The 25,756-nt window shown below is 65.1% G+C and carries 24 protein-coding genes; 10 read left to right on the top strand and 14 right to left on the bottom strand.

All coding sequences use genetic code 11. The annotated features are described in order from the left end of the window. Positions 1–70: 70 nt before the first annotated feature. The 7 genes from ABWY06_RS01935 to ABWY06_RS01905 form a co-directional block, all read right to left on the bottom strand. Positions 71–964 carry a response regulator gene (locus tag ABWY06_RS01935; protein ID WP_353923874.1) on the bottom strand — a complete coding sequence of 298 codons (894 nt, stop codon included), beginning with the start codon at positions 962–964 and terminating at the stop codon, positions 71–73. Positions 965–1,077: 113 nt separating this feature from the next. Further along, positions 1,078–1,809, bottom strand: a complete 732-nt coding sequence (phoU, locus tag ABWY06_RS01930; RefSeq protein ID WP_353923873.1) for a phosphate signaling complex protein PhoU — start codon at positions 1,807–1,809, stop codon at positions 1,078–1,080. Positions 1,810–1,964: 155 nt separating this feature from the next. Continuing rightward, on the bottom strand, positions 1,965–2,798 hold the full coding sequence (gene pstB, locus ABWY06_RS01925; protein ID WP_353923872.1) for a phosphate ABC transporter ATP-binding protein PstB: 834 nt from the start codon (positions 2,796–2,798) through the stop codon (positions 1,965–1,967). An 88-nt stretch (positions 2,799–2,886) separates the two neighbouring features. Continuing rightward, the gene (gene pstA, locus ABWY06_RS01920) at positions 2,887–4,503 is read right to left on the bottom strand and encodes a phosphate ABC transporter permease PstA (RefSeq protein WP_353923908.1); all 1,617 of its coding nucleotides are present in this window, start codon (positions 4,501–4,503) and stop codon (positions 2,887–2,889) included. A 168-nt stretch (positions 4,504–4,671) separates the two neighbouring features. Next, positions 4,672–6,957, bottom strand: coding sequence for an ABC transporter permease family protein (locus tag ABWY06_RS01915; RefSeq protein WP_353923871.1), 2,286 nt, complete (start codon positions 6,955–6,957; stop codon positions 4,672–4,674). Between the two features lie 187 nt (positions 6,958–7,144). Next, positions 7,145–8,113 carry a phosphate ABC transporter substrate-binding protein PstS family protein gene (locus ABWY06_RS01910; protein ID WP_353923870.1) on the bottom strand — a complete coding sequence of 323 codons (969 nt, stop codon included), beginning with the start codon at positions 8,111–8,113 and terminating at the stop codon, positions 7,145–7,147. Between the two features lie 138 nt (positions 8,114–8,251). Next, positions 8,252–9,559: an MFS transporter gene (locus ABWY06_RS01905; protein WP_353923869.1), complete on the bottom strand. Its 1,308-nt coding sequence runs from the start codon at positions 9,557–9,559 to the stop codon at positions 8,252–8,254. Positions 9,560–9,802: 243 nt separating this feature from the next. Here ABWY06_RS01905 and ABWY06_RS01900 point away from each other — a divergent pair, with 243 nt between their 5' ends. The 3 genes from ABWY06_RS01900 to ABWY06_RS01890 all read left to right on the top strand — a co-directional run bounded on the left by ABWY06_RS01900 (position 9,803) and on the right by ABWY06_RS01890 (position 12,092). Then, positions 9,803–10,204: an acyl-CoA thioesterase gene (locus ABWY06_RS01900; RefSeq protein ID WP_353923907.1), complete on the top strand. Its 402-nt coding sequence runs from the start codon at positions 9,803–9,805 to the stop codon at positions 10,202–10,204. A gap of 174 nt (positions 10,205–10,378) precedes the next feature. Further along, positions 10,379–11,284, top strand: a complete 906-nt coding sequence (locus ABWY06_RS01895; protein WP_353923868.1) for a D-hexose-6-phosphate mutarotase — start codon at positions 10,379–10,381, stop codon at positions 11,282–11,284. 163 nt (positions 11,285–11,447) lie between these two features. Next, complete coding sequence (locus tag ABWY06_RS01890; protein ID WP_353923867.1) at positions 11,448–12,092, top strand: hypothetical protein; 645 nt, start codon at positions 11,448–11,450, stop codon at positions 12,090–12,092. A gap of 7 nt (positions 12,093–12,099) precedes the next feature. Here ABWY06_RS01890 and ABWY06_RS01885 read toward each other — a convergent pair whose 3' ends face one another. Next, entirely contained in the window at positions 12,100–12,771 is a 672-nt protein-coding gene (locus ABWY06_RS01885) for a uracil-DNA glycosylase family protein (RefSeq protein WP_353923866.1), read from the bottom strand. A gap of 186 nt (positions 12,772–12,957) precedes the next feature. On the opposite strand from ABWY06_RS01885, the gene ABWY06_RS01880 reads away from it, so the two are divergent. From ABWY06_RS01880 to ABWY06_RS01855, 6 genes are read left to right on the top strand one after another with little or no spacing between them, the layout of a single operon-like run. Then, complete coding sequence (locus ABWY06_RS01880) at positions 12,958–13,566, top strand: CDP-alcohol phosphatidyltransferase family protein (protein ID WP_353923865.1); 609 nt, start codon at positions 12,958–12,960, stop codon at positions 13,564–13,566. Between the two features lie 32 nt (positions 13,567–13,598). Beyond that, positions 13,599–15,347 (top strand): bifunctional alpha/beta hydrolase/class I SAM-dependent methyltransferase, encoded by a 1,749-nt coding sequence (locus tag ABWY06_RS01875; protein WP_353923864.1) that lies wholly within the window; start codon positions 13,599–13,601, stop codon positions 15,345–15,347. Beyond that, on the top strand, positions 15,305–16,699 hold the full coding sequence (locus tag ABWY06_RS01870) for a phosphatase PAP2/dual specificity phosphatase family protein (RefSeq protein WP_502948134.1): 1,395 nt from the start codon (positions 15,305–15,307) through the stop codon (positions 16,697–16,699). Before ABWY06_RS01875 ends, ABWY06_RS01870 begins: the two co-directional genes overlap by 43 nt. After that, positions 16,692–17,144, top strand: coding sequence for a hypothetical protein (locus ABWY06_RS01865; protein WP_353923862.1), 453 nt, complete (start codon positions 16,692–16,694; stop codon positions 17,142–17,144). Before ABWY06_RS01870 ends, ABWY06_RS01865 begins: the two co-directional genes overlap by 8 nt. A gap of 14 nt (positions 17,145–17,158) precedes the next feature. Further along, entirely contained in the window at positions 17,159–17,779 is a 621-nt protein-coding gene (locus ABWY06_RS01860) for a lysophospholipid acyltransferase family protein (protein ID WP_353923861.1), read from the top strand. A 1-nt stretch (position 17,780) separates the two neighbouring features. After that, positions 17,781–18,710 carry a phosphatidate cytidylyltransferase gene (locus ABWY06_RS01855; protein ID WP_353923860.1) on the top strand — a complete coding sequence of 310 codons (930 nt, stop codon included), beginning with the start codon at positions 17,781–17,783 and terminating at the stop codon, positions 18,708–18,710. A gap of 280 nt (positions 18,711–18,990) precedes the next feature. On the opposite strand, the gene ABWY06_RS01850 is transcribed toward ABWY06_RS01855, so the two are convergent. The 6 genes from ABWY06_RS01850 to ABWY06_RS01825 form a co-directional block, all read right to left on the bottom strand. Beyond that, on the bottom strand, positions 18,991–19,533 hold the full coding sequence (locus ABWY06_RS01850) for a DUF3299 domain-containing protein (protein ID WP_353923859.1): 543 nt from the start codon (positions 19,531–19,533) through the stop codon (positions 18,991–18,993). An 86-nt stretch (positions 19,534–19,619) separates the two neighbouring features. Then, the gene (locus ABWY06_RS01845; protein WP_353923858.1) at positions 19,620–19,868 is read right to left on the bottom strand and encodes a GlsB/YeaQ/YmgE family stress response membrane protein; all 249 of its coding nucleotides are present in this window, start codon (positions 19,866–19,868) and stop codon (positions 19,620–19,622) included. A gap of 155 nt (positions 19,869–20,023) precedes the next feature. Continuing rightward, the gene (locus tag ABWY06_RS01840) at positions 20,024–21,109 is read right to left on the bottom strand and encodes a 5-(carboxyamino)imidazole ribonucleotide synthase (protein WP_353923857.1); all 1,086 of its coding nucleotides are present in this window, start codon (positions 21,107–21,109) and stop codon (positions 20,024–20,026) included. Positions 21,110–21,171: 62 nt separating this feature from the next. Continuing rightward, complete coding sequence (gene purE / locus ABWY06_RS01835) at positions 21,172–21,663, bottom strand: 5-(carboxyamino)imidazole ribonucleotide mutase (protein ID WP_353923856.1); 492 nt, start codon at positions 21,661–21,663, stop codon at positions 21,172–21,174. A gap of 252 nt (positions 21,664–21,915) precedes the next feature. After that, positions 21,916–22,773 (bottom strand): SPFH domain-containing protein, encoded by an 858-nt coding sequence (locus ABWY06_RS01830; RefSeq protein ID WP_353923855.1) that lies wholly within the window; start codon positions 22,771–22,773, stop codon positions 21,916–21,918. 121 nt (positions 22,774–22,894) lie between these two features. Then, on the bottom strand, positions 22,895–23,809 hold the full coding sequence (locus tag ABWY06_RS01825) for a LysR substrate-binding domain-containing protein (RefSeq protein ID WP_353923854.1): 915 nt from the start codon (positions 23,807–23,809) through the stop codon (positions 22,895–22,897). 172 nt (positions 23,810–23,981) lie between these two features. On the opposite strand from ABWY06_RS01825, the gene aspA reads away from it, so the two are divergent. After that, a complete protein-coding gene (gene aspA / locus ABWY06_RS01820; protein ID WP_353923853.1) occupies positions 23,982–25,406 on the top strand; it encodes an aspartate ammonia-lyase in 1,425 nt (474 codons plus the stop codon). Positions 25,407–25,756 lie beyond the last annotated feature (350 nt).

Raw genomic sequence — 25,756 nt, 5'->3', positions numbered from 1 at the left:
CCGGAGCCGGGCGAGCCACGGTCGTCGGGCGCACCCCGGCAGGGCCTTGGCGAAGCCGCCAGTCACGCCATCACGCCCCCGGACTGAAGTGTTTCTGCGCCGAGCCGCGGGCAATCAGACGCGACAGGTAATCGAGCTTTTGCGGATCGCGGTCGACGAAGCGGAAAGTCAGCTGCAGCCACTCGCTGTCGGGTTTGGGTTCGAAGGCGGCCACCGCGTGCAGGTAACCGTTCAAGCGCGCCACCTCGCCGCCCTCACCTTGCTCCAGGTCCAGCACCGCGCTTTCCAGCACCTGTGGCAAGGGTTCGGCCACCTTGACCAGCAGCAACGCCTCTTTCAGGCTAAGGGCCTTGATCACGCAGGCGAGGTTGCCACCGGGCAGGCGCAATTGCCCCTGGCCACGGCCAGTCGGCGTCGACGCCGCGGCCTTGGCGGCTGCAGCGACGGGCGCGGGCTTGGCGGCGGATGGCATCGCGGCCGGCTTGAGCACCTCAGCCTTGCCGCCGGTCAGGGCCGCCAAGGAGTCGTTGGCGAAGCCCGCATTGACGGCCTTGGTCGCACCGGCCAGCAACGCGTCCAGTTTGCCGACACGGCTCAGGGCTTTTTTGACCTTGGTGATCAGCTGGTCGTTGGAAAACGGCTTGCCGATAAAGTCCGTTACCCCGGCCTGAATCGCCTGGACCACGTTCTCCTTGTCACCCCGGCTGGTGACCATAATAAAGGGGGTGGTTTTCAGGCCGTCCTGTTCCCGACACCAGGTCAGCAACTCGAGACCGGACATTTCCGGCATCTCCCAGTCGCAGAGGATCAGGTCGAACGTCTGGCGGGCCAGCACCTGCTGTGCCTTGCGCCCGTTGACCGACTCCTCGATCTGGATACCCGGGAAATAGTTACGCAGCCCCTTCTTGACCAGGTCACGAATGAAAGGCGCGTCGTCCACCACCAGCACACTGACTTTGCTCATCGGCCACTCCTGCAGAATGCCTGTAAGCATAGCCCCGCCCACCGGGCAACGACCAAATGGATTCGAACAGGCGGCCTACCTGGCACCGGAAGGCCGAGTCGCGGCCCTGCGGGTCAAGGGTTCTCGACCTTGCCCTGGACCTCTTCCTGCATGCGCGCCAGGCCGATGTGCTTGACCGAGGTGCCGCGCACCAGGTAGATCACCAGCTCGGCGATATTGCGCGCATGATCGCCGATGCGCTCCAGCGAACGCAGCGCCCAGATCACGTTGAGCACGCGGGAGATCGAGCGCGGATCTTCCATCATGTAAGTGACCAACTCGCGCAACGCGGTCTTGTACTCGCGGTCGACGGTCTTGTCGTACTGGGCCACCGACAATGCCAGGTCCGCATCGAAGCGGGCAAAGGCATCCAGCGCCTGCTGCACCATCTTGCGCACCTGATCGCCGATATGCCGCACCTCGACATAACCCCGTGGCGCCTCGCCCTCCTCGCACAACAGGATCGCGCGCTTTGCGATCTTGGTCGCTTCGTCGCCGATGCGCTCGAGGTCGATCACCGACTTGGAAATACTGATGATCAAGCGCAGGTCGGAGGCCGCCGGCTGGCGACGGGCCAGGATGCGCACGCATTCCTCATCGATGTTGCGCTCCATCTGGTTGATCTGGTCGTCCACCTCGCGCACTTGCTGGGCGAGGCCCGAATCGGCATCGATCAGCGCGGTGACGGCATCGTTGACCTGTTTTTCCACCAGGCCGCCCATGGCCAGGAGATGGCTGCGCACCTCCTCCAGCTCGGCGTTGAACTGCTGGGAGATGTGGTGGGTGAGGCTGTCTTTACTGATCATGGGTCGATCCCTTGTGAAACCGAATGATGTTCTGTTCGCCAAGACACTCTGGGCGTTGGCAGGGCGTGCCGGGCAAGGAGGCGGAACGCAGACAGTACACAGCAGTACGGCAAGTTCCGCCGACGCCGCCCGGCGCGTTCGGACATGGCCAGAGACTAGCCATAGCGGCCGGTGATGTAATCCTCGGTCTGCTTCTTCGCCGGGTTGGTGAACAGCGTGTCGGTATCGCCGTATTCGATCAGCTTGCCCATGTACATAAACGCCGTGTAGTCGGAGACGCGCGCGGCCTGTTGCATGTTGTGGGTGACGATGACGATGGTGTACTTGGCCTTGAGTTCGTAGATCAGCTCTTCGACCTTGAGGGTGGAAATCGGGTCCAGGGCCGAACAGGGTTCGTCCAGCAGCAGCACTTCCGGCTGCACTGCGACGGTCCGCGCGATCACCAGTCGTTGCTGCTGTCCGCCGGACAGGCCCAGGGCCGATTCGTGCAGGCGGTCCTTGACCTCGTCCCACAGCGCCGCGCTTTTCAGGCCCCACTCTACCGCCTCGTCGAGCACGCGCTTCTGGTTGATACCCTGGATGCGCAGCCCGTACACCACGTTTTCGTAGATGCTCTTGGGAAAGGGGTTGGGCTTCTGGAACACCATGCCGACCCGCCGACGCAGCTCGGCGACATCCTCGCCCTTGCGGTAGATATTGCGGCCATCGAGGTTGATCTCACCCTCGACCCGGCAACCATCGACCAGATCGTTCATCCGGTTGAAAGTGCGCAGCAAGGTCGACTTGCCGCAGCCGGACGGGCCGATAAAGGCCGTGACCCGCTGCTTGGGAATATTCAACTGCACATCGAACAGCGCCTGTTTTTCGCCGTAGTACAGGCTCAGCCCCGGGACCTGGATGGCGACCGTTTCGCCGGCCAGGTTGAGGTTCTGCTTGTTGCGACCCAGGGCGACCATGTCGATGCCGTGGGTATGAGGTTCGTGTTGCATGGTTTCACTCCATTCAGAGCTATGAGCGGCAAGCTTCAAGCTACAAGCCTCAAGTCTTGCCACTTGAGCTTGCAGCTTGTCGCTGTATTTAGTGATCCAGCGCCTTGTACTTCTCGCGCAGCCGATTGCGCAGGTACACCGCCGTGAGATTCAAGGTCGCGATCACCAGCACCAGCAACAGGGCGGTGGCGTAGACCAGGGGCCGCGCCGCCTCGACGTTGGGGCTTTGGAAGCCGACATCGTAGATGTGGAACCCCAGGTGCATGATCTTCTGGTCCAGGTGCAAGTAGGGGTAGTTGCCGTCCAGCGGCAAGCTCGGCGCCAACTTGACCACACCCACCAGCATCAGCGGCGCCACCTCACCAGCGGCCCGGGCCACGGCCAGGATCAGGCCGGTCATCATCGCCGGGCTGGCCATGGGCAGCACCACCCGCCAGAGGGTCTCGATCTTGGTCGCGCCCAGGGCCAGGGACCCTTCGCGCAGGGCCCGTGGAATCCGTGCCAGACCTTCCTCGGTGGCGACAATCACCACCGGCACGGCCAGGATCGCCAGGGTCAGCGAGGCCCAGAGCAGGCCCGGCGTACCGAAGGTCGGGGCCGGCAGCGCCTCGGGGAAGAACAACCGGTCCAGTGAGCCGCCCAGCACATAGACGAAGAAGCCGAGGCCGAACACCCCGTAGACGATGGCCGGCACGCCGGCCAGGTTGTTGACCGCGATACGGATCACCCGGGTCAACGTGCCCTGCTTGGCGTATTCGCGCAGGTAGATGGCGGCGATCACGCCGAACGGGGTGACGATCACCGCCATGATCAGGGTCATCATCACGGTGCCGAAAATCGCCGGGAAGATGCCCCCCTCGGTGTTGGCTTCGCGCGGGTCGTCACTGACGAATTCCCACAGCTTGCTGCCGTAAAAACCCAGTTTGCCCCAGGTCGACATGGCGTTGGGCTGGTAGGCCCGCACCACCTTGCCCAGGCTCAATTCGAGCTCGCGGCCATCGACGGTCCTGACCGTCGCGCTGTCCCGGTTGAAGGCCGCGTGCAGGCCCGTCAGCTCGGTTTCCAGCACCTTGTACTGAGCATCCCACTGGGCGCGGTCGGCTTGCAGGTCGGCCTGGGCCTGGGCGTCCAGCTTGCCTTGCAGCTCCAGTTCGCGGGTCTGCAGGCGGATGCGCTCGAGCCCGGCGTTGATCCGACCGATATCGCGCTTCTCGACGCGCACCAGTTGCTCGTGCAACTCCTCGATGCGCACCAGGCGGTCCTGCAGGGCCTGCCACGCGGCCTCGCCCTCGGCCACCAGCTGACCGTTCTCCTTGACGTTGACCAGGTAGCCGTAGAAATTGCCCCACTCGCGGCGCTCGAACGCGGAGAGGGTCTCCGGCGTGCGCGGGTTGCTCAGCCATTCCCCGATCACCCAGCTGAAGTCGGCCCCGTTCAGGTCGCGGTTACCGACCTTGAACAGCTCGCGGGTCATAAACTCGCCGCCCTCGGCCGGCACCGGCAACCCGGAGGCGGCCAGGCGTGCACGGGGAATCTCTTCGATCTGGGTGATTTCCCCGGCCATGATCTGGCGTTCCTTACCGGGGATCTGGTAGTCGGCCTCGATGATATCGGCTGGCCAGAAGTGGCCGAGGCCGCGTGTGGCGATTACCGCCAGCAAACCGAGGGTCATGATCACCGCGATGGAAACCGCGCCGGCATTCATCCAGATCCAGGGCGAGCCGCTCTTGAACCAGGCATTAACGGAATATTTTTTCACCGTGCTCTACCTTCACTGAAATCGCTGGTCGCACCGCTCTTCGAGCCTTGCGCGCCTGAAACCCTCTGCCGCGGGGAACGGGCCATCGGATGGGCCTGCCGCGCAGGCACTGCTTTACAGCGACGCATACTTCACCCGCAGGCGCTGACGCACCAGTTCAGCCAATGTGTTCATCACAAAGGTGAACGACAGCAAGACCAGCGCGGAAAGAAACAGCACGCGGTAATGGGTACCGCCCACGGCCGACTCGGGCATTTCCACCGCCACGTTGGCCGCCAGGGTGCGTAGCCCTTCGAACATGTTCATGTCCATGATCGCCGTGTTGCCGGTGGCCATCAGCACGATCATGGTCTCGCCCACCGCACGGCCCATGCCGATCATCAGCGCCGAGAAGATCCCCGGGCTGGCGGTCAGGATGACCACGCGGGTCAGGGTCTGCCAGGGCGTGGCGCCCAGCGCCAGGGAACCGAAGGTCAGGCTCTTGGGCACGCTGAACACCGCATCCTCGGCGATCGAGTAGATGTTCGGGATCACCGCGAACCCCATGGCCAGACCGACCACCAGGGCGTTGCGCTGGTCGAAGGGGATGCCCAGGTCATTGCTCAGCCAGGCGCGCATATTGCCGTCAAACAACCAGACTTCCAGATGGCCACTCATACTCAGGGAGACGAATCCCACCAGCAGGATGACCGGGATCAGCAGCGCCGCCTCCCAACCGTCCGGCACCCGCAGGCGAATCGACTCCGGCAGGCGACTCCAGCCGAACCCTGCCAGGAGTATCCCAATGGGGGTAAATATCAGCAGGCTGAAGATGCCCGGCAGATGCCCCTCGACATAGGGCGCCAGAAACAGCCCGGCGAAGAAACCGAGTATCACCGTCGGCAACGCCTCCATCAGCTCGATGACCGGCTTGACCTTGCCGCGCATGGCCGGGGCCATGAAATAGGCGGTGTAGATCGCGGCGGCGATCGCCAGCGGCGCGGCGAGCAACATGGCGTAGAACGCCGCCTTCAAAGTACCGAAGGCCAGCGGCGCCAAGCTCAGCTTGGGTTCGTTATCGGTACTGGCCGAAGTCGACTGCCAGACGTAGTCCGGCTGGTCGTAGTTCTCGTACCAGACCTTGCCCCACAGCGAGCTCCAGGACACTTCCGGGTGCGGGTTGTCCACCAGCACACGCTGCAACTGACCGCTGGACTCGATCAGCAGGCGATCGGCGCGCGGCGACAGGCCGGCCATGGCCGCCCCTTCGGCAATCGGCTCGAGCAGCAGGGTGCGGTGCGCGGTGCTATGGAAAATACCCAGGTCACCCTTGGCATTCAGGGCCATAAAACCCTTGCGGCGCTCTTCCGGCAGGATCTGGGTGATCGGGCTGTCGCCCAACTTGAAGCTGCGGATGGCCTTGAGCGACTGCTTGCCGTCCTGCTCGCGCACCATGAACCACTGGGTAATGCCCCCCTGGCTGTCACCGACCATCAGCGAAATGCCGCCGAGCAGGGCGGTGGCCGTGCTGACCTGGGTCACGCCGTCGGTCAGCAGCTTGTAACGACCGTTGAGGGTCTGACTGCGCAGGTTGAAGACGTCCGCAGTGGCCTGGCCGTTGATCACATAGAGCCATTGCTGGCGCGGATCGACGATCAGCGCCTTGATCGGCTCGGCGATCTGCGGCAAGGCGATGCGCGCTTCGCTGAGCGTCACCTCGCCGGTCATCATGTTTTCTTCACGGCCCAGGCTCAGCACGTGCAGGTCGGTGCCGGTGGAGCCGCTGAGCAACAGGGTACCGCTGTTCAGGCCGATACCCAGGTGGTCCAGGGCGCGTCCCTGTGGGTCGAGCACGATGCCCGCTTCGCCAAAGGGATAGTCCAGGCGCGGCGTAATGGTTTTCACGTCGTTGGGGTAGCTGATCGGATAGGCATGCTCGAACACCAGCACCTGGCCGTTGGACAGGCCCAGGGCAATCCGGTTACTGCCGGGCTGGTCCCGCGCCACCGAGACGATCCGCGTGCCGGCCGGCAGCGGCAGGTTGACCACGCTCAGGGCGGCCATGCTCTTGGCGTCGAAGAATTGCGCCTGACCGCGGTCGTTCAGGCGCATGCCGACCTGGTTCTGCTCTTCCACGGTGATCAGCAACGGCGTGCTGGCATCGGCCAGCCAGGCGGGTTGCACGGCCTGGCGGGTTTCGATCTCGACCCCCTGGAAGATCGGCAGGACGATATAGGCCAGGTAGAAGAAAATCAGGGTAATGGCGCCCAGTACCGCGAGCCCACCCAGCGACACGCACCAGCGGGCCAGGCGATCCTTCAGCGCCCGCACACGGCGCTTGCGGCGCAAGGCCGGCGTATTGAAATCCAGCCCGAAGGGCTTGGGCGCGGCGGTCATCGAGTCACTAGCCAAGTCATTCATAATTCAGAGCGTCTCTGCGCGGCCATGAGCGCGCCGTAGGTCAGTTCCGGCACAGCGGGCCATCACTTTAAGCCGGCTGTGTGACAGAAAAGTTACAGCGCCTTGACATAACCAAGCCCGCCTCGCGAATCGGGAGGCGGGCTTGCTTGCAAACGGGGCATCCGTGCCGCTAAGACCTAAATTTCGCTTACAGGCCCAGGTCAGCCATGGCCTTGTCGACCACTTTCTTCGGCAGCGGGATGTAACCGTCCTTGACCACCACGTCCTGGCCCTGCTTGGACAGCACCAGCTTGACGAACTCGGCGTCCAGCGGGCTGAGCGGCTTGTTCGGTGCCTTGTTCACATACACGTAGAAGAAACGCGCCAGGGGGAACTTGCCGGCCAGGGCGTTCACTTCGTTGGCCTCGAAGGGCTCGCCGCCTTTCTTCGACAAGGGCACGGCGCGCACGCTGGAGGTCTTGTAGCCGATGCCCGAGTAGCCAATGGCGTTCAGGGTGCTGGAGATCGACTGCACCACCGAGGCCGAACCCGGCTGCTCGTTGACGTTGGCCTTGAAGTCACCCTTGCACAGGGCTTCTTCCTTGAAATAGCCGTAGGTACCGGACACCGAGTTGCGACCGAACAGCTGGATCGGCTTGGCCGCCCACTCGCCGCTCAGCCCCAGGTCGCCCCAGGTCTTGATATCGCTGGAGCCACCGCACAGGCGGGTGCTGGAGAAGATCGCATCGACCTGCTCGATGGACAGGCTCTGGATCGGGTTGTCCTTGTGCACGAACACCGCCAGGGCGTCGATGGCCACCGGCACCGCGGTCGGCTTGTAGCCGTACTTCTGCTCGAAGGCCTGAATTTCGCTGTCCTTCATGGCACGGCTCATCGGGCCCAGGTTGGCGGTGCCTTCGGTCATGGCCGGTGGCGCGGTGGAGGAGCCGGCGGCCTGGATCTGGATATTGACGTTCGGGTAGTTACGCTTGAACTCTTCAGCCCACAGGGTCATCAGGTTGGCCAGGGAATCGGAACCCACGCTGGACAGGTTACCCGAGACACCCGAGGTTTTTTCGTAGGTCGGCAGAGCCGGGTCGACGGCGGCAAACGCGGTCGCGGCGCTTACGCCAGCGGCTACAAACGACAGGGCCGCCATCAAACGCTTCAGTTTCATGCCTTGCTCCTAGCAGGAATAGAGTGGGGGTTCAGCGGGGCCCAGTATCAGTAGGCCACATGACCACTCTATGAAAGGAATGTGACAGTTGCGTGAACACCGCCCCGCCACCGTCACATCCCTCTCGCAACGGCGCACTTACGCCAGCGCCGGCGTCCTGGTTTCGGTCTGGCGCAGGTACAGGCCGATGCACAGGCCCAGGCCACAGAGGGCAATGACGTAATAGGCGGGACCCAACGGACTCCATTTCAGCAGCAGGCCGACCGCCATGGGGGTCAAGCCGCCAAAGATGGCATAGGCCAGGTTGTAGGAGAACGACAGGCCGGAGAAGCGCACCGAGGCGGGAAAGGCCCGGACCATCACATAGGGCACCGCGCCGATCATGCCGACACAGAGGCCGGTCAGGGCGTACAGGCCATACAGCCACTCCGGGTGCGCCGTCAGCTGGGTATAAAAGGTCCAGGTGACCAGCGCCAGCGCCAGCGAACCGAAGATAAACACCCGCGCCGCGCCGATGCGGTCGGCCAGGATGCCGGCACCGATACAGCCGAAACTCAGGCAAACAATGGCCAGGCTATTGGCTTTCAGGGTATCGGCCGCAGCAAAACCGTAGGCGGTCTGCAGGACATTGGGGGTCAGCAGGATCAGCACCACGATGCAGGCCGACAGCAGCCAGGTCAGCAACATCGACAACAGGATCGCCGGCTGGTGATCGCGCACCACGGTCTTGAGCGGTACTTCTGCCGCCAGCGCCTTGCGCTGCTGCAGTTCGGCGAACACCGGGGTTTCATGCAACCAGCGGCGCAAGTACACCGACAGCAAGCCGAACACCCCACCGACCAGGAACGGCAGCCGCCAGGCCCAGTCCAGCACTTCCTGGGGCGGGTAGAGGGTATTGATCAACGTGGCCATCAAGGACCCCAACAGGATGCCGGTGGTCAAGCCGCTGGTCAGGGTGCCGCAGGCATAGCCGACGTGCCGCGCCGGCACATGCTCGGAGACGAACACCCAGGCCCCGGGCACTTCGCCGCCGATCGCCGCCCCCTGGATCAGACGCAGTACCAGCAACAACAAAGGGGCCCAGACCCCGATCTGCGCATAGGTCGGCAGCAGGCCCATGATCAGGGTCGGCACCGCCATCAGGAAGATGCTCAGGGTAAACATGCGTTTGCGACCCAGCAGGTCACCGAAGTGCGCCATGACGATACCGCCCAGGGGCCGGGCCAGGTAGCCCGCGGCGAAGATGCCGAAGGTCTGCATCTGGCGCAACCACTCGGGCATGTCCGCCGGGAAAAACAACTTGCCGATCACCGCGGCGAAAAATACGAAAATAATGAAGTCGTAGAACTCCAGGGCGCCACCCAGGGCGGACAGCGACAGGGTCTTGTAGTCGCTGCGGGTCAGTGGGCGCGGAGCAGGCACGGCGGAAGAGGACAGGGGTGGCATGGCGTGGACGGTCTCGTGGGAGGCTGACGGAGGGCGAACGACCGGCCTACCTTAACAAAGCGGGTCAGCGGCCCCCAGTGCCAGACGTATGGCCAGTCAAATATAGAACTGGGCGGTCGTCGCTGGCGACCGGGACCGATATACTAGCCGCCCTAGAGCTTCCGCACGGTACCTGATCCTGGAGCGGACACTGGGCACGCCCCACCCCCACTAAGAATCAGGCTTAAAGGCACACCCGGCATGATCGAAGAACTCGAACAAGAAGACCCTACCCCCCAAGGCGATCTGGCCCTGCAAATCACCGCGTTGCCGCGTGAAACCAATGGTTTCGGCGATATCTTCGGTGGCTGGCTGGTCGCCCAGATGGACCTGGCCGGTACCGCCATGGCCAGCAAGGTCGCCGGGGGGCGTGTCTCCACCGTGGCCATCGACCGCATGGCGTTCCTGGTGCCGGTGGCGGTCGGCGCACAGCTGTCGTTCTACACCCACACCCTGGCCGTCGGCCGCAGCTCGATGCAAATGCTGGTCGAAGTCTGGAGCGACGATCCCTTGTCCAGCGAATGGCGCAAGGTGACCGAGGCGGTGTTCGTCTTCGTCGCCATCGATGGCAGCGGTCGCACCCGCCCCGTGCCCGCACGCCGCTGAACCCTTTTCAAACGCCGGGTTGCGCGGTGATCCGAGTGGCGTGACCATTGACGCTCGGCGCCGTAGTGACCACCGGCTCCCGGGGGCCCTGGGCGTCTGCCAACGGCGCACAGGCTTGGCCTTTGGCGCCCGGGGGTTTCTAATGATGCCTTGTCCCGTACCAGGAGAGTCGCCTTGAATACACAACCGCCCCACGTCGAGCGCGTGGAACTGGGCGAACTGGTGTGCTGGCGCGTGCGCACCGCCAGCGCGGAATTGCTGGTGGCCCAGCAGGGTGCCCAGGTCCTGAGCTATCAGCGTCACGGTGAGCCGCCCCTGATCTGGCTCAGCCCCCAGGCCGCGTTCAGCCGGGGGCAGGCCGTGCGCGGCGGTATCCCGCTGTGCTGGCCCTGGTTCGGTGACCTGGCACGCAATCCGGACGAGGTGCAGGCCCTGTACCAGCACGACGCCCCCGCACCGGCCCACGGACTGGTGCGCAGCCTGGACTGGCAACTGCTGGGCATCGACAGCACCGAGCAGCGGGTTGGCCTGGAGTTCACCTGTGTGCGGCCCGAGGGCGAAGTACCTGGCTGGCCGGCTGGCCTGGAACTGAGCCTGAGCATTCGCCTGGACCCGCACCTCAGCCTGGAGCTGATCAGCCACAACCTGGGCAACCACCCGGTCAGCCTGAGCCAGGCCCTGCACAGCTACTTCGCGGTGGGCGACATCCACCAAGTCGAGGTCGAGGGGCTGACGGGTAGCCGTTACCGCGACAGCCTGGACGACTGGCGCGAACATCGGCAGCAAGGCCCCTTACCCATCGTGGGCGAAACCGATCGCCTGTACCTGGACGTGCCCGAGCAGGTCAGCATTGTCGATCGGGCCTGGCAACGGCGCATCCTTATCGAGGCCAGCGGCTCGGGTTCGGCGGTGCTGTGGAACCCCTGGGTCGACAAGGCCAAACGCCTGTCGCAGTTTGCCGACGACGCCTGGCAGGACATGCTCTGCATCGAGACGGCCAACGTGCTGGACGACGTGCTGCAACTGGCCCCGGGCGAACAGCATTGCCTGAGCCTGAGCCTGTGGAGCGAACCGCTGTAGCTTGCGTATCGCCCGCCGAGCCGAATCCACGCGGGCGCAGCACTCTGTCGGCTCCAAGTACGACGTTCTCCCCGCTGCGAGCTTGGCGCTCCCGCCTCCTCGCGACGGCGCTGCCCGCGGACTCTGCCTTTCCCCACTTTGCCCAACGGAACGTCATCTCATCATGAAACCTCTGTTCGCCATTGCCCTTTGCCTGGGCCTCACTGCCTTCAACGCGGGTGCTGATGAGGATTCGGCGATGACCACCTCTGCCGACGGCAGTCACTACAGCAACGCCCGGTTTGGCCTGAGCGTGACCAAGCCCGAAGGTTGGTATGCCATGGACATCAAGGAGTCGCTGGCGCAGATGCAACAGGGCAGCACCAAGGTGGCCGGCTCCGATCAAAACATTCAGGCAATGTTTGACGCTGCGTTGCAAGGCACCCTACCACTTTTCGATTTCTTTCAGGTGCCACCGGGCGAGGCAGTCAGAACCAATGCCAGTATCAGTGCCTCAGCTGAAAGCGTCGAGGCGTTCCCCGGTATCAAGACCGGTTGTGACTACCTGTCTCAGATGCAAAAAACAATGAGCCGCTTGCAGCAGAAAATCGACTTCCCCGAGGGCTGCCGAAACGCCCATCTCAATGGCAACCCTTTTGGCGTTATGAGCACCACCATGAAAGTCGGCATTGCATCGGTCGATTTGCAGTATTTTGCCTGCCTTAAAGGCCGGCACGCGCTGGTGTTCCTGACCAGTTATGTCGACGAAAAGGGTGCGCAATCCCTGGCCGGTGTAATGCGAACCATGAAGCTGCACTGCGACGCCTGACCCGCGCTTACAGCTCCAGTGCCCGCAGACGCGCCTCCAACAGCGGCGCGAAATGTTCGAGCCAGGCCTGGTTAAGCGGTGACGGATGCGGCAGCGGGTGCAGCCTCAGCGTTCGGGCTGCACCGCTGGCGGCCTGCAAGCGAACCTCGAAGCTGGCGCTGAAGCGCGTCTCGGCATGCCAGAACGCGGCAAGACGCTGACGAATCAACAGCGGCTGACCGATGCCAAACCAGAAAAAGGCTTCCCGTCCCAGGGTGATCAGCTCATGGCCGTGCCAGGCGTCGATCAACAGGTCACGCATCAGCGGATGAAAGCGGCGCTTGACCGCCATCGACCAGGGTTGGTTGCCGATGGGTTTATAGGGCACCGTGTTGCACCAGAAGAACTGCGGACTCAGGGCGCGGGAGGCCTCGAAATCGGGCAGCGCCTGCCCGCACAAATGCTGGTAGAGGACCTTGCGCAGCAGTTGCCCGGCACTGCCGATAAAGGGTTCGCCGTATTTCACTTCGTCGCGCCCCGGGTCGCGGCCGAAAAAGCCCAGGCGTGCATCGGGGTCGCCCAGGCCGATGATCGGCTCCAGCGGATCCCGCGCGAAGCGTTGATAGACCGCCCTGTCGATCCCCTCGGTCTGGGCAGCCAGCTCTCGAAAGGCCTGCTGGTAGTTTGCATCCAATGCCATGGCGGTTCTCCCGGATGTGGGCGGAGCCCCTTCCGGATAGCGCCCCCCTCGCAGAAAAGACCACCGTGCGCGGTTAAAGGTCGTTTCCCTGCCGCCGCAGTGCGTGCGCGATAAATGAGATCCCCCCGCGGGTTCATGGCATGGTAAATAGCTATGCTTGCCCAGCCCCAGGGATAAGGACCGGTCGTGCCCTCCATTTACCAGCTCAAACCGCGCTTTCAGAACCTGCTCCGCCCGCTGGTGATCCGCCTGCACGCCCGCGGCGTCACTGCCAACCAGGTCACCCTGGCCGCTGGCGCCATTTCCCTGCTGGTGGCGGCCCTCGTGGCCGGCTTTATTCACTACCCCTGGCTGTTTGCCCTGATTCCGCTGTGGATGGCCCTGCGTATGGCGCTGAACGCCATCGACGGCATGCTTGCCCGCGAGTTCGACCAGCAGTCGCGGCTCGGCGCCTACCTCAACGAGCTGTGCGACGTGGTCGCCGACAGTGCACTGTTTTTGGTCTTCGCCCTGCTGCCCGGCGTATCGCCGGGCCTGGTGGTGCTGGTCACCCTGCTGGCGCTGCTCAGCGAATACGCCGGTGTGCTCGGGCCCTTGGTCGGCGCCAGCCGGCGCTATGACGGGCCCATGGGCAAGAGCGATCGGGCCTTTTGCTTCGGCGTGCTGGCCGCAGGGGTGGCCAGTGGCCTGCTGCCGCTGCCCTGGATCGACCCGGCACTGCTCCTGATCGCCGTCCTGCTGTTGCTGACCCTGTATAACCGCGTACGCCACGGCCTTGCCGAGACGACGTCCTGATTGCCGCTCGAGACCATCCGAAAAGGAAGTTCATGTCCAGTCCCCGTACGTTCAGCACCCACGATGGCATCGAGCTGTTCTACCGCCACTGGCCGGCGAGTACCGACACCGCAGCGCCGCGCCGCGCCCTGGTGATGTTCCACCGCGGCCACGAGCACTCCGGTCGCATCGCCCACCTGGCGCAAGAGCTGGACCTGCCGAACTTCGATATCTTCGCCTGGGACGCCCGTGGCCATGGCGAGTCGCCGGGCGCGCGGGGCGACAGCCCGAGCTTCGCCACCAGCGTGCGCGACGTGCAAACCTTTATCGACCATATCAGCGCCCACCACGGCATCGCCGTGGAAGACATGGCGGTACTGGCCCAGAGCGTCGGCGCGGTGATCGCCAGCACCTGGGTACACGACTACGCGCCGAAGATCCGTGCCCTGGTGCTCGCCTCGCCGGCCTTCAAGGTCAAGCTCTACGTGCCCCTGGCCCGTCCCGGGCTCGGCCTGTTGCGCGCCTGGCGTGGCAACTTCTTCGTCAACAGCTACGTGAAGGCGCGCTTTCTGACCCATGACCCGGCGCGCATCGCCAGCTTCGACAGCGACCCGCTGATCGCCCGGGCGATCTCGGTGAACATGCTGCTGGGCCTGTACGAGGCCGCCGAACGGGTGGTGGCCGATGCCGCGGCGATCCAGGTGCCGACCCAGCTGCTGATTTCCGGGGCCGACTTCGTGGTCGAGCGCAAACCCCAGGAGCAGTTCTTCGAACGCCTGGGCAGCCCGTGCAAGGAAAAACACATACTGCCGGGGTTCTTCCACGACACCCTGGGCGAGCGTGACCGCCACCTGGCCGTGAGCCGCGCCCGGCGCTTTATCCTGCAGTGCTTCGCCCGCCCGCTGGCGCGCCCGTCGCTGCTGGATGCCGATCACCTGGGCGCCACCTGCGCCGAGTCCGAGGCGCTGTCCGCGCCACTGCCTAGAAACTCCCCGCGCGACCTCTACTGGCGCGCCACCCGTGCCGGACTCAAGCTTGGCGCCGGGCTGAGCCAAGGGGTGAAGCTGGGCTTCGACACCGGCTTCGACTCGGGCAGCACCCTGGACTACGTCTACCGTAACCAACCCACCGGCAGCGGCGCCCTGGGTCGCCTGATCGACCAGAACTACCTGAACTCCATTGGCTGGCGCGGCATCCGTCAGCGCAAGTTGCATGTCGAGGAGCTGCTGCGCCTGGCCATGAGCCAACTGCGTGCGGCTGGCACCCCGGTGCGCATCGTCGATATCGCCGCCGGCCATGGCCGCTACATCCTCGAGGCGCTCGAGGGTGTGGCGCCCCTGCCCGAGGCCATCCTGCTGCGCGACTACAGCGAGATCAACGTGCGCGACGGCAGCGCCCTGATCCAGCAGAAGGGCCTGGGGGAAATCGCCCGCTTCGTCAAAGGCGATGCCTTCGACGGTGTCGACCTGGCGGCCCTGGATCCCAAGCCGACCCTGGCGGTGGTCTCCGGCCTGTACGAACTGTTCGGCGACAACGCCATGGTCGGCGGCTCCCTGGGCGGCCTGGCCGCCGCGGTGCCGGCGGGAGGCTACCTGGTGTACACCGGGCAGCCCTGGCACCCGCAACTGGAGCTGATCGCGCGCGCCCTGACCAGCCACCGCGACGGCCAGCCCTGGGTCATGCGCCGGCGCAGCCAGGCGGAGATGGACCAACTGGTGGAGGCCGCCGGCTTTCGCAAACTGACCCAGCGCATCGACGAATGGGGCATCTTCAGCGTGTCCCTGGCCCAGAGGCTGCCGTGAGCCCGACCCTCGCCCGCCCACGCGAAAGCGGCCAATGGAAGCGCGCTGTCGTCTGGCTGTTGCTGCTGGCGCCGTTGTTTTTCCTGAGCTACGGCCTGGCCAACGACCTCACCGCCCGACGCGACGACGTCGGCAGCCTGGTGTTCGACTGGGAGCAGGGGATGCCGCTATGGCCCTGGACCATCCTGCCCTACTGGTCCATCGACCTGCTCTACGGCCTGTCCTTCCTTTGTTGTGCCAGCCGCGCCGAAGTCGACCGCCATGCCCTGCGCCTGCTCAGCGCCCAGGTGCTGTGCATCGCCGGTTTTCTGCTGTGGCCGCTGCGTTTCACCTTTCAGCGGCCGGAACTGGACGGCCTGTTCGGCTGGATGTTCGATGTGCTGATGGGCTTCGACAAGCCCTTCAACCAGGCGCCCTCGCTGCATATCACCCTGCTGGTGGTGCTCTGGGTGATGTTCGCCCGGCATCTGACGGGCGCCTGGCGCCTGCTGGTGCACGGCTGGTTCGCCCTGATCGGTGTGTCGGTGCTGACCACCTGGCAGCACCATTTTATCGACGTGCCGACCGGCGCGCTGGCCGGCTGGCTGTGCGTCTGGTTGTGGCCGGACGAAGGTCCCAGCCCGCTGCGCAGCCTGAGGCTGGCGCGCACGACACAGCGCTGGAAGCTGGCGAGTTTCTATGCCCTGGGCAGCGGGCTGGGCGTGATACTGGCTGGGGCCCTGGGCGGCGCCGGGCTGTGGCTGTTGTGGCCAGCGCTGGCCCTGGCGATGGTGGCGCTGAACTACGCCCTGTTCGGCGCCGCGGGCTTTCAAAAAAGCGCGGACGGCAGCCTTAGCCCGGCGGTACGCTGGTTGCTGGCCCCGTACCTGGCGGGGGCCTGGCTTAACGCGCGGCTGTGGACGCGTCAGCACCCGCAGCCCCGGGAGGTCGCCGACGGGGTCTGGCTCGGACGCCTGCCCGCCGCGGCGGCGCTGCGCGACAGTCCCTTCAGGGCCGTGGTCGACCTGTGCGCCGAAATCCCCTGCGCACCCCAGGGCCGTACCTATCTCAACCTGCCGGTGCTCGACCTGACTGCCCCGGATAGCGCCACCTGCCGCGCGGCCGCCAGGTTTATCGAGCAGGCCCGCGGCCAGGGACCGGTGCTGGTGTGCTGCGCCCTGGGCTATTCGCGCAGCGCCACCGCCGTGGCCGCCTGGCTGTTGCACAGCGGCCGGGCCCCGGACGTCGACGCGGCCCTCGCCCAGCTGCGCGCGGCCAGTCCCCAGGTACGCCTGGGCATGGCCCAGCGTCAGGCGCTGGAGGCGTTGGGCACCACCGCGTCGACCAGCCCGTTGGCGGGCGCCCATGTCTGAATCGACGCTGCGTACCCTGGCCGCCCTGCTGCGGCGCGGCCAGGAGCTTGACCGCTTGTCCACGGCACTGACCCTGCTGGCCCTGGCCCTCGGTCTGGCCCTGCCCTGGCTCACGTCGCCCAGCCTGCCGTTGCTCGCCCTGTTCCTCGGCCTGGTGCTGCTGGGCCTGGCGCAGAAATACTGGGCCCTGCGAGTGGCCTTCGACGCCGACCTGCTGCAGCAACTCGCCGCCGCGCCCGGCAGCCTGGAGCAACGCACCGACGATTTGGATAACGCGCTGGTCGCGCTTGGACTGCTGCCCACCACGCGTACCGCTCGCCCCTGGGCGCAACGGATCCAGGGCGCGCTGCGCTTGCTGCGGACCCAGGCGCTGCTCTGTGCCCTGCAGCTGCTGCTGGCCCTGACTGGCGTGCTGATGCCGTTTTTTTATGCCTTGCCTGCGTAAATTAGGAGCCTTTTATGCTCGCCCCCCTGTTCGCCTTTGCCATCACCAGCGGTGCCCGCGCCGTCACCGGCGCGCGCAGCCTCTGGCTGGGCTGTGCGCCGCTGCCGCGGCAACGTATCTACTATGCCAACCACAGCAGCCATGGCGACTTCGTGCTGCTCTGGGCCTCCCTGCCGCCGCCGCTGCGCGCACGCACCCGGCCGGTGGCCGGGGCCGATTACTGGCTCAAGGGCGGACTGCGGCGTTACCTGATCAACCGGGTGTTCAACGGCGTGCTGATCGACCGTGAACGCCGCGAGGCCGAGGGTAATCCGCTGCAGCCGCTGCTCGACGCCCTGGCCCTGGGCGATTCGCTGATCCTCTTTCCCGAGGGCACACGCAACCAGGAGGAAGGCCTCTTGCCGTTCAAAAGCGGTCTCTACCACCTGGCCCGGGCCTGCCCCGAGGTGGAGCTGATACCGGTGTGGATCGACAACCTCAATCGGGTCATGCCCAAGGGCCGCCTGCTGCCCCTGCCCTTGCTCTGCAGCCTGAGTTTCGGTGCGCCCCTGGCGCCCGCGGACGACCAGAGCAAGGAACAATTTCTGACCACGGCCCGCGAGGCCCTGCTGGCGCTGATGCCGGAGACCCACTGAAATGGATGACAACAGCCTGCTGTTTCTCGGCATTGGCACCCTGCTGGCCGTGGCCTCCGGGGTTGGCCAGGTGCTCAAGCGGCGCGCCGGCGGCGCACCCAACGCGGTGATCGACAACCTCAACGCGCGCATCAATGCCTGGTGGGTGATGGTCGCGGTGATCGGCATCGCCTTCTGGCTCGGCCACACCGCGGTGATCCTGCTGTTCTACCTGGTGTCGTTTTTCGCCCTGCGCGAATTCATGACCCTGACGCCCACCCGGCGCAGCGACTACCCGGCCCTGGTGGCAGCCTTCTACCTGGTGCTGCCGTTGCAGTACCTGCTGATCGGTATCAGCTGGTACGGCCTGTTCTCGATCTTTATCCCGGTCTATGTGTTTTTGCTGCTGCCGATTCTGGCGTCCCTGGGGGGCGACACCACGCACTTTCTCGAGCGCGCTTCCAAGGTGCAGTGGGGCCTGATGATCGCGGTGTTCTGCGTATCCCATGTGCCGGCCTTGCTGACCCTGCAGATCCCGGGTTTCGAGGGGCGCAACCTGCTGCTGATTGCCTGGCTGGTGATGGTGGTGCAACTGTCCGACGTGCTGCAGTACGTCTGCGGCAAGCTCTGGGGCAGACGCAAGATCGCGCCGAACCTGTCACCGTCCAAGACCGTGGAAGGCTTTGTCGGCGGCGTGGCACTGGCCACCCTGCTGGGCGCCGTGCTGTGCTGGATCACCCCGTTCGGCTTCTGGCAGGCGGCGGCGATCGCACTGTGCATCAACCTGCTGGGCTTCTTCGGCGGCCTGGTGATGTCGGCGATCAAGCGCGACCGCGGGGTCAAGGATTGGGGTCATATGATCGAAGGCCATGGCGGCATGCTCGACCGCCTCGACTCGGTGTGCTTCGCCGCGCCGATCTTCTTCCATATCGTGCGCTTCTGGTGGGCCTGAGGCCCATCGCGCCGCCGGCTTTGCGAGTGCGAACGAAGGGGGAAGACGCTTTTTGTAGATACCGTCCTGCTATGCACGAAGCAACCGTGCAAAAAACCCGCGGGTTGCACCTAGGCGGCCCCACCCTCCCTACCAAAGCCTTGCAGCACCGCGCATAACCTGCGGACTTGGCCGAAGCGTTTTTCGTAGGGCGGGTTAGCCGCGCAACGCCGGCCTGGCAAACCACGCCGCACCCGCCGCGCGGCGTAACCCGCCAAAGCGGACCCGGCTTGAACGCCGCTCAGTCCTCCTGCAGATCCGCTTCTTCGACGGCCCTGACCGCGCTGGCATCCAGGGCGTAGGCGGCGTCGGCCAGGTCGTTGCTGACCGCCTCCACTTCGAGCGTACCCACGACCCACAGCGGCGCGTAGATATCCCCCAGGGCAATGCCCTTGGGGTAACGCACCAGCACCAGTTGGTTGGGGGGCGGTGGCGGCACATGGATGCAGGCGCCCGGATAGGGAACCAGGAAAAACAGGGTACTGCGCCCCTGGCCATCGGTTTCAAGGGGCACCGGATAGCCGCCCATGCGCACCTGACGGCCGTCCAGGGTGGCCACGGTCTTGGCCGAATACATCACCGCCGGCAAACCCTGCTCCTGCTTGAGTCCACCCTGGCGGGTGAAATCGCCCGAGGTTTCCGGCCCCGCATGGGTGAGCTCCGGCATCTGCTCCAGGGCCTGGCGGTCGCTCTCTGGCATTAGCTCGAGCCAGTCGAGCTCCGCCGGTTCGGCCAGCAGCAGGGGGCTGAACAGCAATAACAGGCAAGCCAGCAGGGGGCGCATGGATAAACTCGGCATGGGGAAACAGCCCGCAGCCTAACCCGCGCCGCGCCCGTGACCAAGTGCTGGCGCAAGCCCGGCACCGGCTATTATTTCTTGCGCGTGACCAGGCTGTAGATCACCAGCAGGACAATGGCACCGACCACCGCGCCGATAAAGCCGGCACCCTCGCCCGCCTGGTAGATGCCCAGTGCCTGACCCCCATAGGTGGCGGCCAGGGAGCCGCCAATACCCAGCAGGATGGTCATGATCCAACCCATGGGATCATTGCCGGGCTTGAGGAAGCGCGCGATCAGGCCAACGATCAGGCCGATAAAAATGGTACCGATAATGCCCATTGAGAAGCCCTCGTAGTGACGAAAAAATGCGCGGACTGGGTGCAGAAAACGGATCGTTCCAACCGCACAGCGCAGGCCACTCGCCATCAGACGAAGGCGGGCGCGGGAGGTTCAATCGGCATGCATCGAACCGCCGCGCCGCGAAAAAGCGTGCCTCAGGCCTTTTCGATCAGGCTTTCCACCGCGGTGATCTGGCGGTCCAGGGTCGCGCGATTGGCGCTACGCAGCGTGGCATGACCCACCTTGCGCCCGGCCTTGAAGGCCTTGCCGTAGTGGTGCACGTGGCAATCCTGAATGGCGATGGCCTGGGCCAGGGGCGGTACTTCGCCGATGAAATTGAGCATGGCGCTTTCGCCGAGTTTCGCCGTCGAGCCCAGGGGCAGGCCGGCCACCGCGCGCAGGTGGTTTTCGAACTGGCTGCACTCGGCCCCTTCGATGGTCCAGTGCCCCGAGTTGTGCACCCGCGGCGCGATCTCGTTGGCCTTCAGGCCACCGTCAATCTCGAAAAACTCGAAGGCCAGCACCCCCACATAGTCCAGGCGCTCCAGTACCCGGCCAACGTAATCTTCGGCCAGCGCCTGCAGCGGGTGCGCGGTACTGGCCACCGACAGGCGCAGGATGCCGTTGTCGTGGGTGTTGTGCACCAGCGGGTAGAAACGGCGTTCGCCATCACGGCCGCGCACGGCGATCAAGGACACTTCGCCGGTAAAGGGCACAAAGCCCTCGAGGATGCAGGACACGCTGCCCAGCTCGGCGAAGGCACCGACCACGTCGGTGGCCTTGCGCAGGACCTTCTGGCCCTTGCCGTCGTACCCCAACGTCCGGGTCTTGAGCACCGCCGGCAGGCCGATGGCGGCCACCGCGGCGTCCAGGTCGGCTTGGGACTGCACGTCGGCGAAGGCTGGCGTGGGGATGCCCAGCTCCTGGAACAGGCTTTTTTCGAACCAGCGATCACGGGCGATCCGCAGCGCCGCGGCCGAGGGGTAGACCGGCACGAACTGCGACAGGAACGCCACGGTCTCCGCCGGCACGCTTTCGAATTCGAAGGTCACCAGGTCGACTTCATCGGCCAACTGGCGCAGGTGGTCCTGATCGCCATAATCGGCCCGGATATGCTCGCCCAGCGCCGCCGCGCAAGCATCCGGGGCCGGGTCGAGGAACGCGAAGTTCATGCCCAACGGGGTTCCCGCCAGGGCCAACATGCGGCCCAGCTGGCCGCCACCTATTACGCCGATCTTCATCTGCTAAACCCTTTTTATTGAGGGCGGCCCAGGCCACGCAAGGCGCGGCTGCCGCCACGGCGTTACGCCTGGCGCGGATCCGGATTGTCCAGCACGGACTGGGTCTGCTCGTCACGGAAACGCTTGAGCGCCTCGTGCAGGTGCGGGTGCTGGTGGCCCAGGATACTGGCGGCCAGCAAGGCGGCATTGACCGCACCGGCCCGGCCGATGGCCAGGGTCGCCACCGGAATACCGGCCGGCATCTGCACGATCGACAGCAGCGAATCGACACCCGACAGGATCGACGATTGCACTGGCACACCCAGCACCGGCAGGTGGGTCTTGGCCGCGCACATGCCCGGCAGGTGCGCGGCGCCGCCGGCACCGGCGATGATCACCTGGATGCCGCGATCGGCCGCCTGCTCGGCGTATTGGAAAAGCAGATCCGGGGTGCGGTGCGCGGACACCACCTGCACTTCGAAGGGGATGCCCAACTGCTCCAGCATGTCGGCGGTGTGGCTAAGGGTGGACCAATCGGACTTCGAGCCCATGATCACGCCAACCAGTGCGCTCATCGTCTTGCCTCATCTCGGTGCGCCAGGTGGGCGCGACAAAAACCAACAAGCCACGCGGAGGGCGTGGCTTGTCATGTGCGGTTCAATCCAGCGGGCGGGCTGGTTTTGAGGCGATGCAGTATACCGAAAAGGGCCGTTCGGCGCCCCCCCGGCGTAACCGCCCGTCCGCCGCCGGCCGGCGGGGCTTAGGGCCGCGCACGGCACGCGTCGCAAGGCTTGGTCATTTAACGCCGTAGCGCACCCAACCAGGCGCTACTTGCCAACCTCGATAAACGGCAAGGTGCCATTGGGCAGCATGGTGGTCGGCAAGGTGCCGTCCCAGCGTTCGGCCTTGGTCAACTCGATCAGCGCCGGGTTGCTGCTCAGGGCCAGGGTCTTGGCCCGGATCGCATCCGCCTCGGCATCGCCACGCAAGCGGGTGGCCTCGGCATCGGCCTTGGCCTGGGCGACCTTGGAATCCGCCTCGGCCTGGGCCCGGGTGACCACGATCTGCGCCTCGACCTGCTCGGTGGCGAGCATCTGCTCACGGGTCTTGACCTCCACCTCGGCCTTCATGCGCAAGGCGATGGAACGCTCGTAGTCGTCGCTGAAATCGATGTTCTCCACCTGCACCCCGTCGATCACCACCGGCCCGTTCACCGCTTCGCGGATGGCCTTGGTGACGTCGGCGACGAACTTGCCGCGGTTCTGCACCGCGCTCACCGCGTTGTACTGACCGAACACGTTCTCCACCTGGGTCGGTACCTGGCGGCTGATCAGGCGGGTGACCAGGCCATCCAGGTCCTGATACTGGGTATAGACCTTGCCAACCTCGGAGGGCACCACGTGCCAGGACACCGAGACGTTCAGGGTGGCGGTCTGCTGGTCCTTGCTGTAGGCCTGCAGCTGCGGGTAGGTGGTGGCGTTACTTTGCACCGAAATAAATTTCACCGACTCGATCAGCGGAATCTTGAACGACAGCCCCGGCTCGATCACCCCGACCAAGGCACCGTTGCGCAGCAACACCCCGCGCTCGGTTTCGTTGACCGTGTACCAGGAGCCCAGCAGCGCCACCGCCACCAGCAAGCCGGCCAACAGGCCGAAGAGGGATTTCAGGTTCAATGCGCCCATAGCGATTTCCATTATTGTCGTTGTTGTTCGGCAGCGCGCAGCATATAGGCCCGCGGGGGTCGCGGCCCAGCGAAACCCGCGCCGTCCGGCGCCGCTGGCTGACCGCCGAGCCCCAGGGCTCTCAGGTGAGCTCGCGGCCCGCCGCGGCACTTTCGAGCTTGCGCCACAGCAGGCGCACCGCCGCCTTGCGCACCAGCGCGCAGCGGTACAGGCGAATCTCCAGGGGCACCTGCCAGTCCTCGTCGCCGCACACCACCAGTTCGCCCCGCGCCAGCTCACTGGTCACCGACAGCCTGGGCACCCAGGCCACGCCCATGCCCTGCATGGCCATGCTCTTGAGGCTGTCGGCCATGGCCGTCTCGTAGACGGTGGTCGAGCGCAGCGCCCGCTGGCGCAACAGCAGGTTTACCGAACGCCCGAGAAAGGCCCCGGCGCTATAGGCCAACAACGGCACGCTCAGCCCGCCCTGAAGGTCGAACAACGGCTCGCCGGCGTCGTCGACCGCGCACACCGGCAGCATTTCGGTGCGCCCCAGGTGCAGCGACGGAAAGATCTCGGGGTCCATCTGCAGCGCCGCGTCCGGATCGTAGTACGCCAGGATCAGGTCGCAGGCGCCTTCGCGCAGGGCGTGCACCGCCTCGCCGACGTTGGTCGCCACCAGGCGGGTGGTCAGCGGCAGGCCTTCGCGGCGCAGCCGTGCGATCCATTCGGGGAAAAAGCCCAGGGTCAGCGAATGCGCCGCGGAGATTTGCAGCATCTCACCCTGCTGACCTTCCACCTGGTGCAGGTGCCGCACCACCTCGCCCAGTTGCTCGAGCAGGTTGCGCGCGGTGACCAGGAACAGCTGCCCCGCTTCGGTCAGCTCCACCGGCGTGCGGGCGCGATTGACCAGGGTCAGCCCCAGGGCCTGCTCCAGGCTGCGGATACGCCGACTGAAGGCCGGCTGGGTGACGTGCCGGCGCAGCGCCGCCTGGGAGAAACTGCAGGTGGCCGCCAGCACGCTGAAATCCTCCAGCCATTTGGTTTCCAGGTTCATCGTTACCGCGCTCCCTGACCCGTGACACGCTCGGGACTGAGTCGACGTCACACCGACATTATGCCGATTATGCATGACCCAGCGTTTAACAGCATTGGCCCCGCTTGATCGCCAAGCCTTAGTCTATGCGGACTGCGGCCTTGTCCGTACTTTCCCTGAGAAGAATTCCGTCATGTCCCCTGTTGCATCATTCCGCGTCGAAAAAGACCTGCTTGGTAGCCTCGAAGTCCCCGCCGAGGCGTACTACGGTATCCAGACCCTGCGTGCTGTGCACAACTTCCGCCTCTCCGGCGTGACCCTCTCGCACTACCCGAAACTGGTGGTGGCCCTGGCCATGGTCAAGCAGGCGGCAGCCGACGCCAACCGCGAGCTGGGCCACCTGGGCGAGAGCAAGCACCAGGCGATCAGCGAGGCCTGCGCACGCCTGGTCCGCGGCGAATTCCACGACCAGTTCGTGGTGGACATGATCCAGGGCGGCGCCGGTACCTCGACCAACATGAACGCCAACGAGGTGATCGCCAACCTCGCCCTGGAAGCCATGGGCCATGAAAAAGGCCAGTACCAGTACCTGCACCCGAACAACGACGTGAACATGGCGCAGTCGACCAACGACGCCTACCCGACCGCCATTCGCCTGGGCCTGCTGCTCGGCCACGACACCCTGCTGGCCAGCCTCGACAGCCTGATCCAGGCGTTCGCCGCCAAGGGCGAGGAATTCGCCCATGTGCTGAAGATGGGCCGCACCCAGCTGCAGGACGCCGTGCCCATGACCCTGGGCCAGGAATTCCGTGCCTTCGCCACCACCCTGGGTGAAGACCTGGCGCGCCTGAAAAGCCTGGCGCCCGAATTGCTGACCGAGGTCAACCTGGGCGGCACCGCGATCGGCACCGGGATCAACGCCGACCCCCGCTACCAGCAGCTGGCCGTGGCCCGCCTGGCACTGATCAGCGGCCAGCCGCTGGTGCCGGCCGCCGACCTGATCGAGGCGACCTCGGACATGGGTGCCTTCGTGCTGTTCTCCGGCATGCTCAAGCGTACCGCGGTCAAGCTGTCGAAGATCTGCAACGACCTGCGCCTGCTGTCCAGCGGCCCACGCACCGGCATCAACGAAATCAACCTGCCGGCGCGTCAGCCAGGCAGTTCGATCATGCCCGGCAAGGTCAACCCGGTGATTCCGGAAGCCGTGAACCAGGTGGCCTTCCAGGTCATCGGCAACGACCTCGCGCTGACCATGGCAGCCGAAGGCGGCCAACTGCAGTTGAACGTGATGGAGCCGCTGATCGCCTTCAAGATCCTCGACTCGATCCGCCTGCTGCAACGCGCCATGGACATGCTGCGCGAGCACTGCATCGTCGGCATCACCGCCAACGAAGAGCGCTGCCGCGAACTGGTCGAACACTCGATCGGTCTGGTTACCGCGCTGAACCCGTACATCGGCTATGAAAACGCCACCCGCATCGCCCGTATCGCCCTTGAAAGCGGCCGCGGCGTGCTGGAACTGGTACGTGAAGAAGGCTTGCTCGACGACGCGATGCTCGACGACATCCTGCGCCCGGAAAACATGATTGCTCCACGTCTGGTTCCGCTTAAAGCCTGACCCGACGCGTTATTGATAGCACCGCTCACCAGGTCGAGGGACTAGACACCTCTCACCTTTTGAGGGCTTGGGGATTTATTCCCCAAGCCCTTTTTTTTAACGATTTGGCAGCCAATCAGAATGTCTGGGAGCTGAGATATGTGGGAGCGGGCTTGCTCGCGAATACGGTCTGACATCCACTATTTATGGTGCCTCACACCCCCCCTCCGCGAGAAACCCCGCTCCCACAGAAAAGCAGACCCCGCATAAGCCCGGCGCCGGTAACGCCGGGTGTTTCAAAGCTTCGTTTCCCCGAATGCACCACAACCGTGCAGACGGACGGCACACTCATCGGTATAGTGCCGCCCCTC

Source organism: Pseudomonas sp. (genome assembly GCF_040514055.1).
Classification (GTDB): domain Bacteria; phylum Pseudomonadota; class Gammaproteobacteria; order Pseudomonadales; family Pseudomonadaceae; genus Aquipseudomonas.
Note: the sequence above shows the minus strand (reverse complement) of the source record. Positions and strands in the feature narration are given on the sequence as shown.

What these genes read in the sequence shown, in the direction of transcription:
- ABWY06_RS01825 (WP_353923854.1), bottom strand. Translation starts at nt 23,809, where the DNA reads ATGAACCTGGAAACCAAATGGCTGGAGGATTTCAGCGTGCTGGCGGCC.
- ABWY06_RS01890 (WP_353923867.1), top strand. Translation starts at nt 11,448, where the DNA reads ATGAAACCTCTGTTCGCCATTGCCCTTTGCCTGGGCCTCACTGCCTTC.
- ABWY06_RS01905 (WP_353923869.1), bottom strand. Translation starts at nt 9,559, where the DNA reads ATGCCACCCCTGTCCTCTTCCGCCGTGCCTGCTCCGCGCCCACTGACC.
- pstA (WP_353923908.1), bottom strand. Translation starts at nt 4,503, where the DNA reads ATGAATGCCGGCGCGGTTTCCATCGCGGTGATCATGACCCTCGGTTTG.
- ABWY06_RS01855 (WP_353923860.1), top strand. Translation starts at nt 17,781, where the DNA reads ATGGATGACAACAGCCTGCTGTTTCTCGGCATTGGCACCCTGCTGGCC.
- aspA (WP_353923853.1), top strand. Translation starts at nt 23,982, where the DNA reads ATGTCCCCTGTTGCATCATTCCGCGTCGAAAAAGACCTGCTTGGTAGC.
- ABWY06_RS01885 (WP_353923866.1), bottom strand. Translation starts at nt 12,771, where the DNA reads ATGGCATTGGATGCAAACTACCAGCAGGCCTTTCGAGAGCTGGCTGCC.
- ABWY06_RS01840 (WP_353923857.1), bottom strand. Translation starts at nt 21,109, where the DNA reads ATGAAGATCGGCGTAATAGGTGGCGGCCAGCTGGGCCGCATGTTGGCC.
- ABWY06_RS01870 (WP_502948134.1), top strand. Translation starts at nt 15,305, where the DNA reads ATGGGGCATCTTCAGCGTGTCCCTGGCCCAGAGGCTGCCGTGAGCCCG.
- ABWY06_RS01865 (WP_353923862.1), top strand. Translation starts at nt 16,692, where the DNA reads ATGTCTGAATCGACGCTGCGTACCCTGGCCGCCCTGCTGCGGCGCGGC.
- ABWY06_RS01850 (WP_353923859.1), bottom strand. Translation starts at nt 19,533, where the DNA reads ATGCGCCCCCTGCTGGCTTGCCTGTTATTGCTGTTCAGCCCCCTGCTG.
- purE (WP_353923856.1), bottom strand. Translation starts at nt 21,663, where the DNA reads ATGAGCGCACTGGTTGGCGTGATCATGGGCTCGAAGTCCGATTGGTCC.
- ABWY06_RS01935 (WP_353923874.1), bottom strand. Translation starts at nt 964, where the DNA reads ATGAGCAAAGTCAGTGTGCTGGTGGTGGACGACGCGCCTTTCATTCGT.
- ABWY06_RS01860 (WP_353923861.1), top strand. Translation starts at nt 17,159, where the DNA reads ATGCTCGCCCCCCTGTTCGCCTTTGCCATCACCAGCGGTGCCCGCGCC.
- ABWY06_RS01830 (WP_353923855.1), bottom strand. Translation starts at nt 22,773, where the DNA reads ATGGGCGCATTGAACCTGAAATCCCTCTTCGGCCTGTTGGCCGGCTTG.
- ABWY06_RS01910 (WP_353923870.1), bottom strand. Translation starts at nt 8,113, where the DNA reads ATGAAACTGAAGCGTTTGATGGCGGCCCTGTCGTTTGTAGCCGCTGGC.
- phoU (WP_353923873.1), bottom strand. Translation starts at nt 1,809, where the DNA reads ATGATCAGTAAAGACAGCCTCACCCACCACATCTCCCAGCAGTTCAAC.
- pstB (WP_353923872.1), bottom strand. Translation starts at nt 2,798, where the DNA reads ATGCAACACGAACCTCATACCCACGGCATCGACATGGTCGCCCTGGGT.
- ABWY06_RS01875 (WP_353923864.1), top strand. Translation starts at nt 13,599, where the DNA reads ATGTCCAGTCCCCGTACGTTCAGCACCCACGATGGCATCGAGCTGTTC.
- ABWY06_RS01915 (WP_353923871.1), bottom strand. Translation starts at nt 6,957, where the DNA reads ATGAATGACTTGGCTAGTGACTCGATGACCGCCGCGCCCAAGCCCTTC.
- ABWY06_RS01845 (WP_353923858.1), bottom strand. Translation starts at nt 19,868, where the DNA reads ATGGGCATTATCGGTACCATTTTTATCGGCCTGATCGTTGGCCTGATC.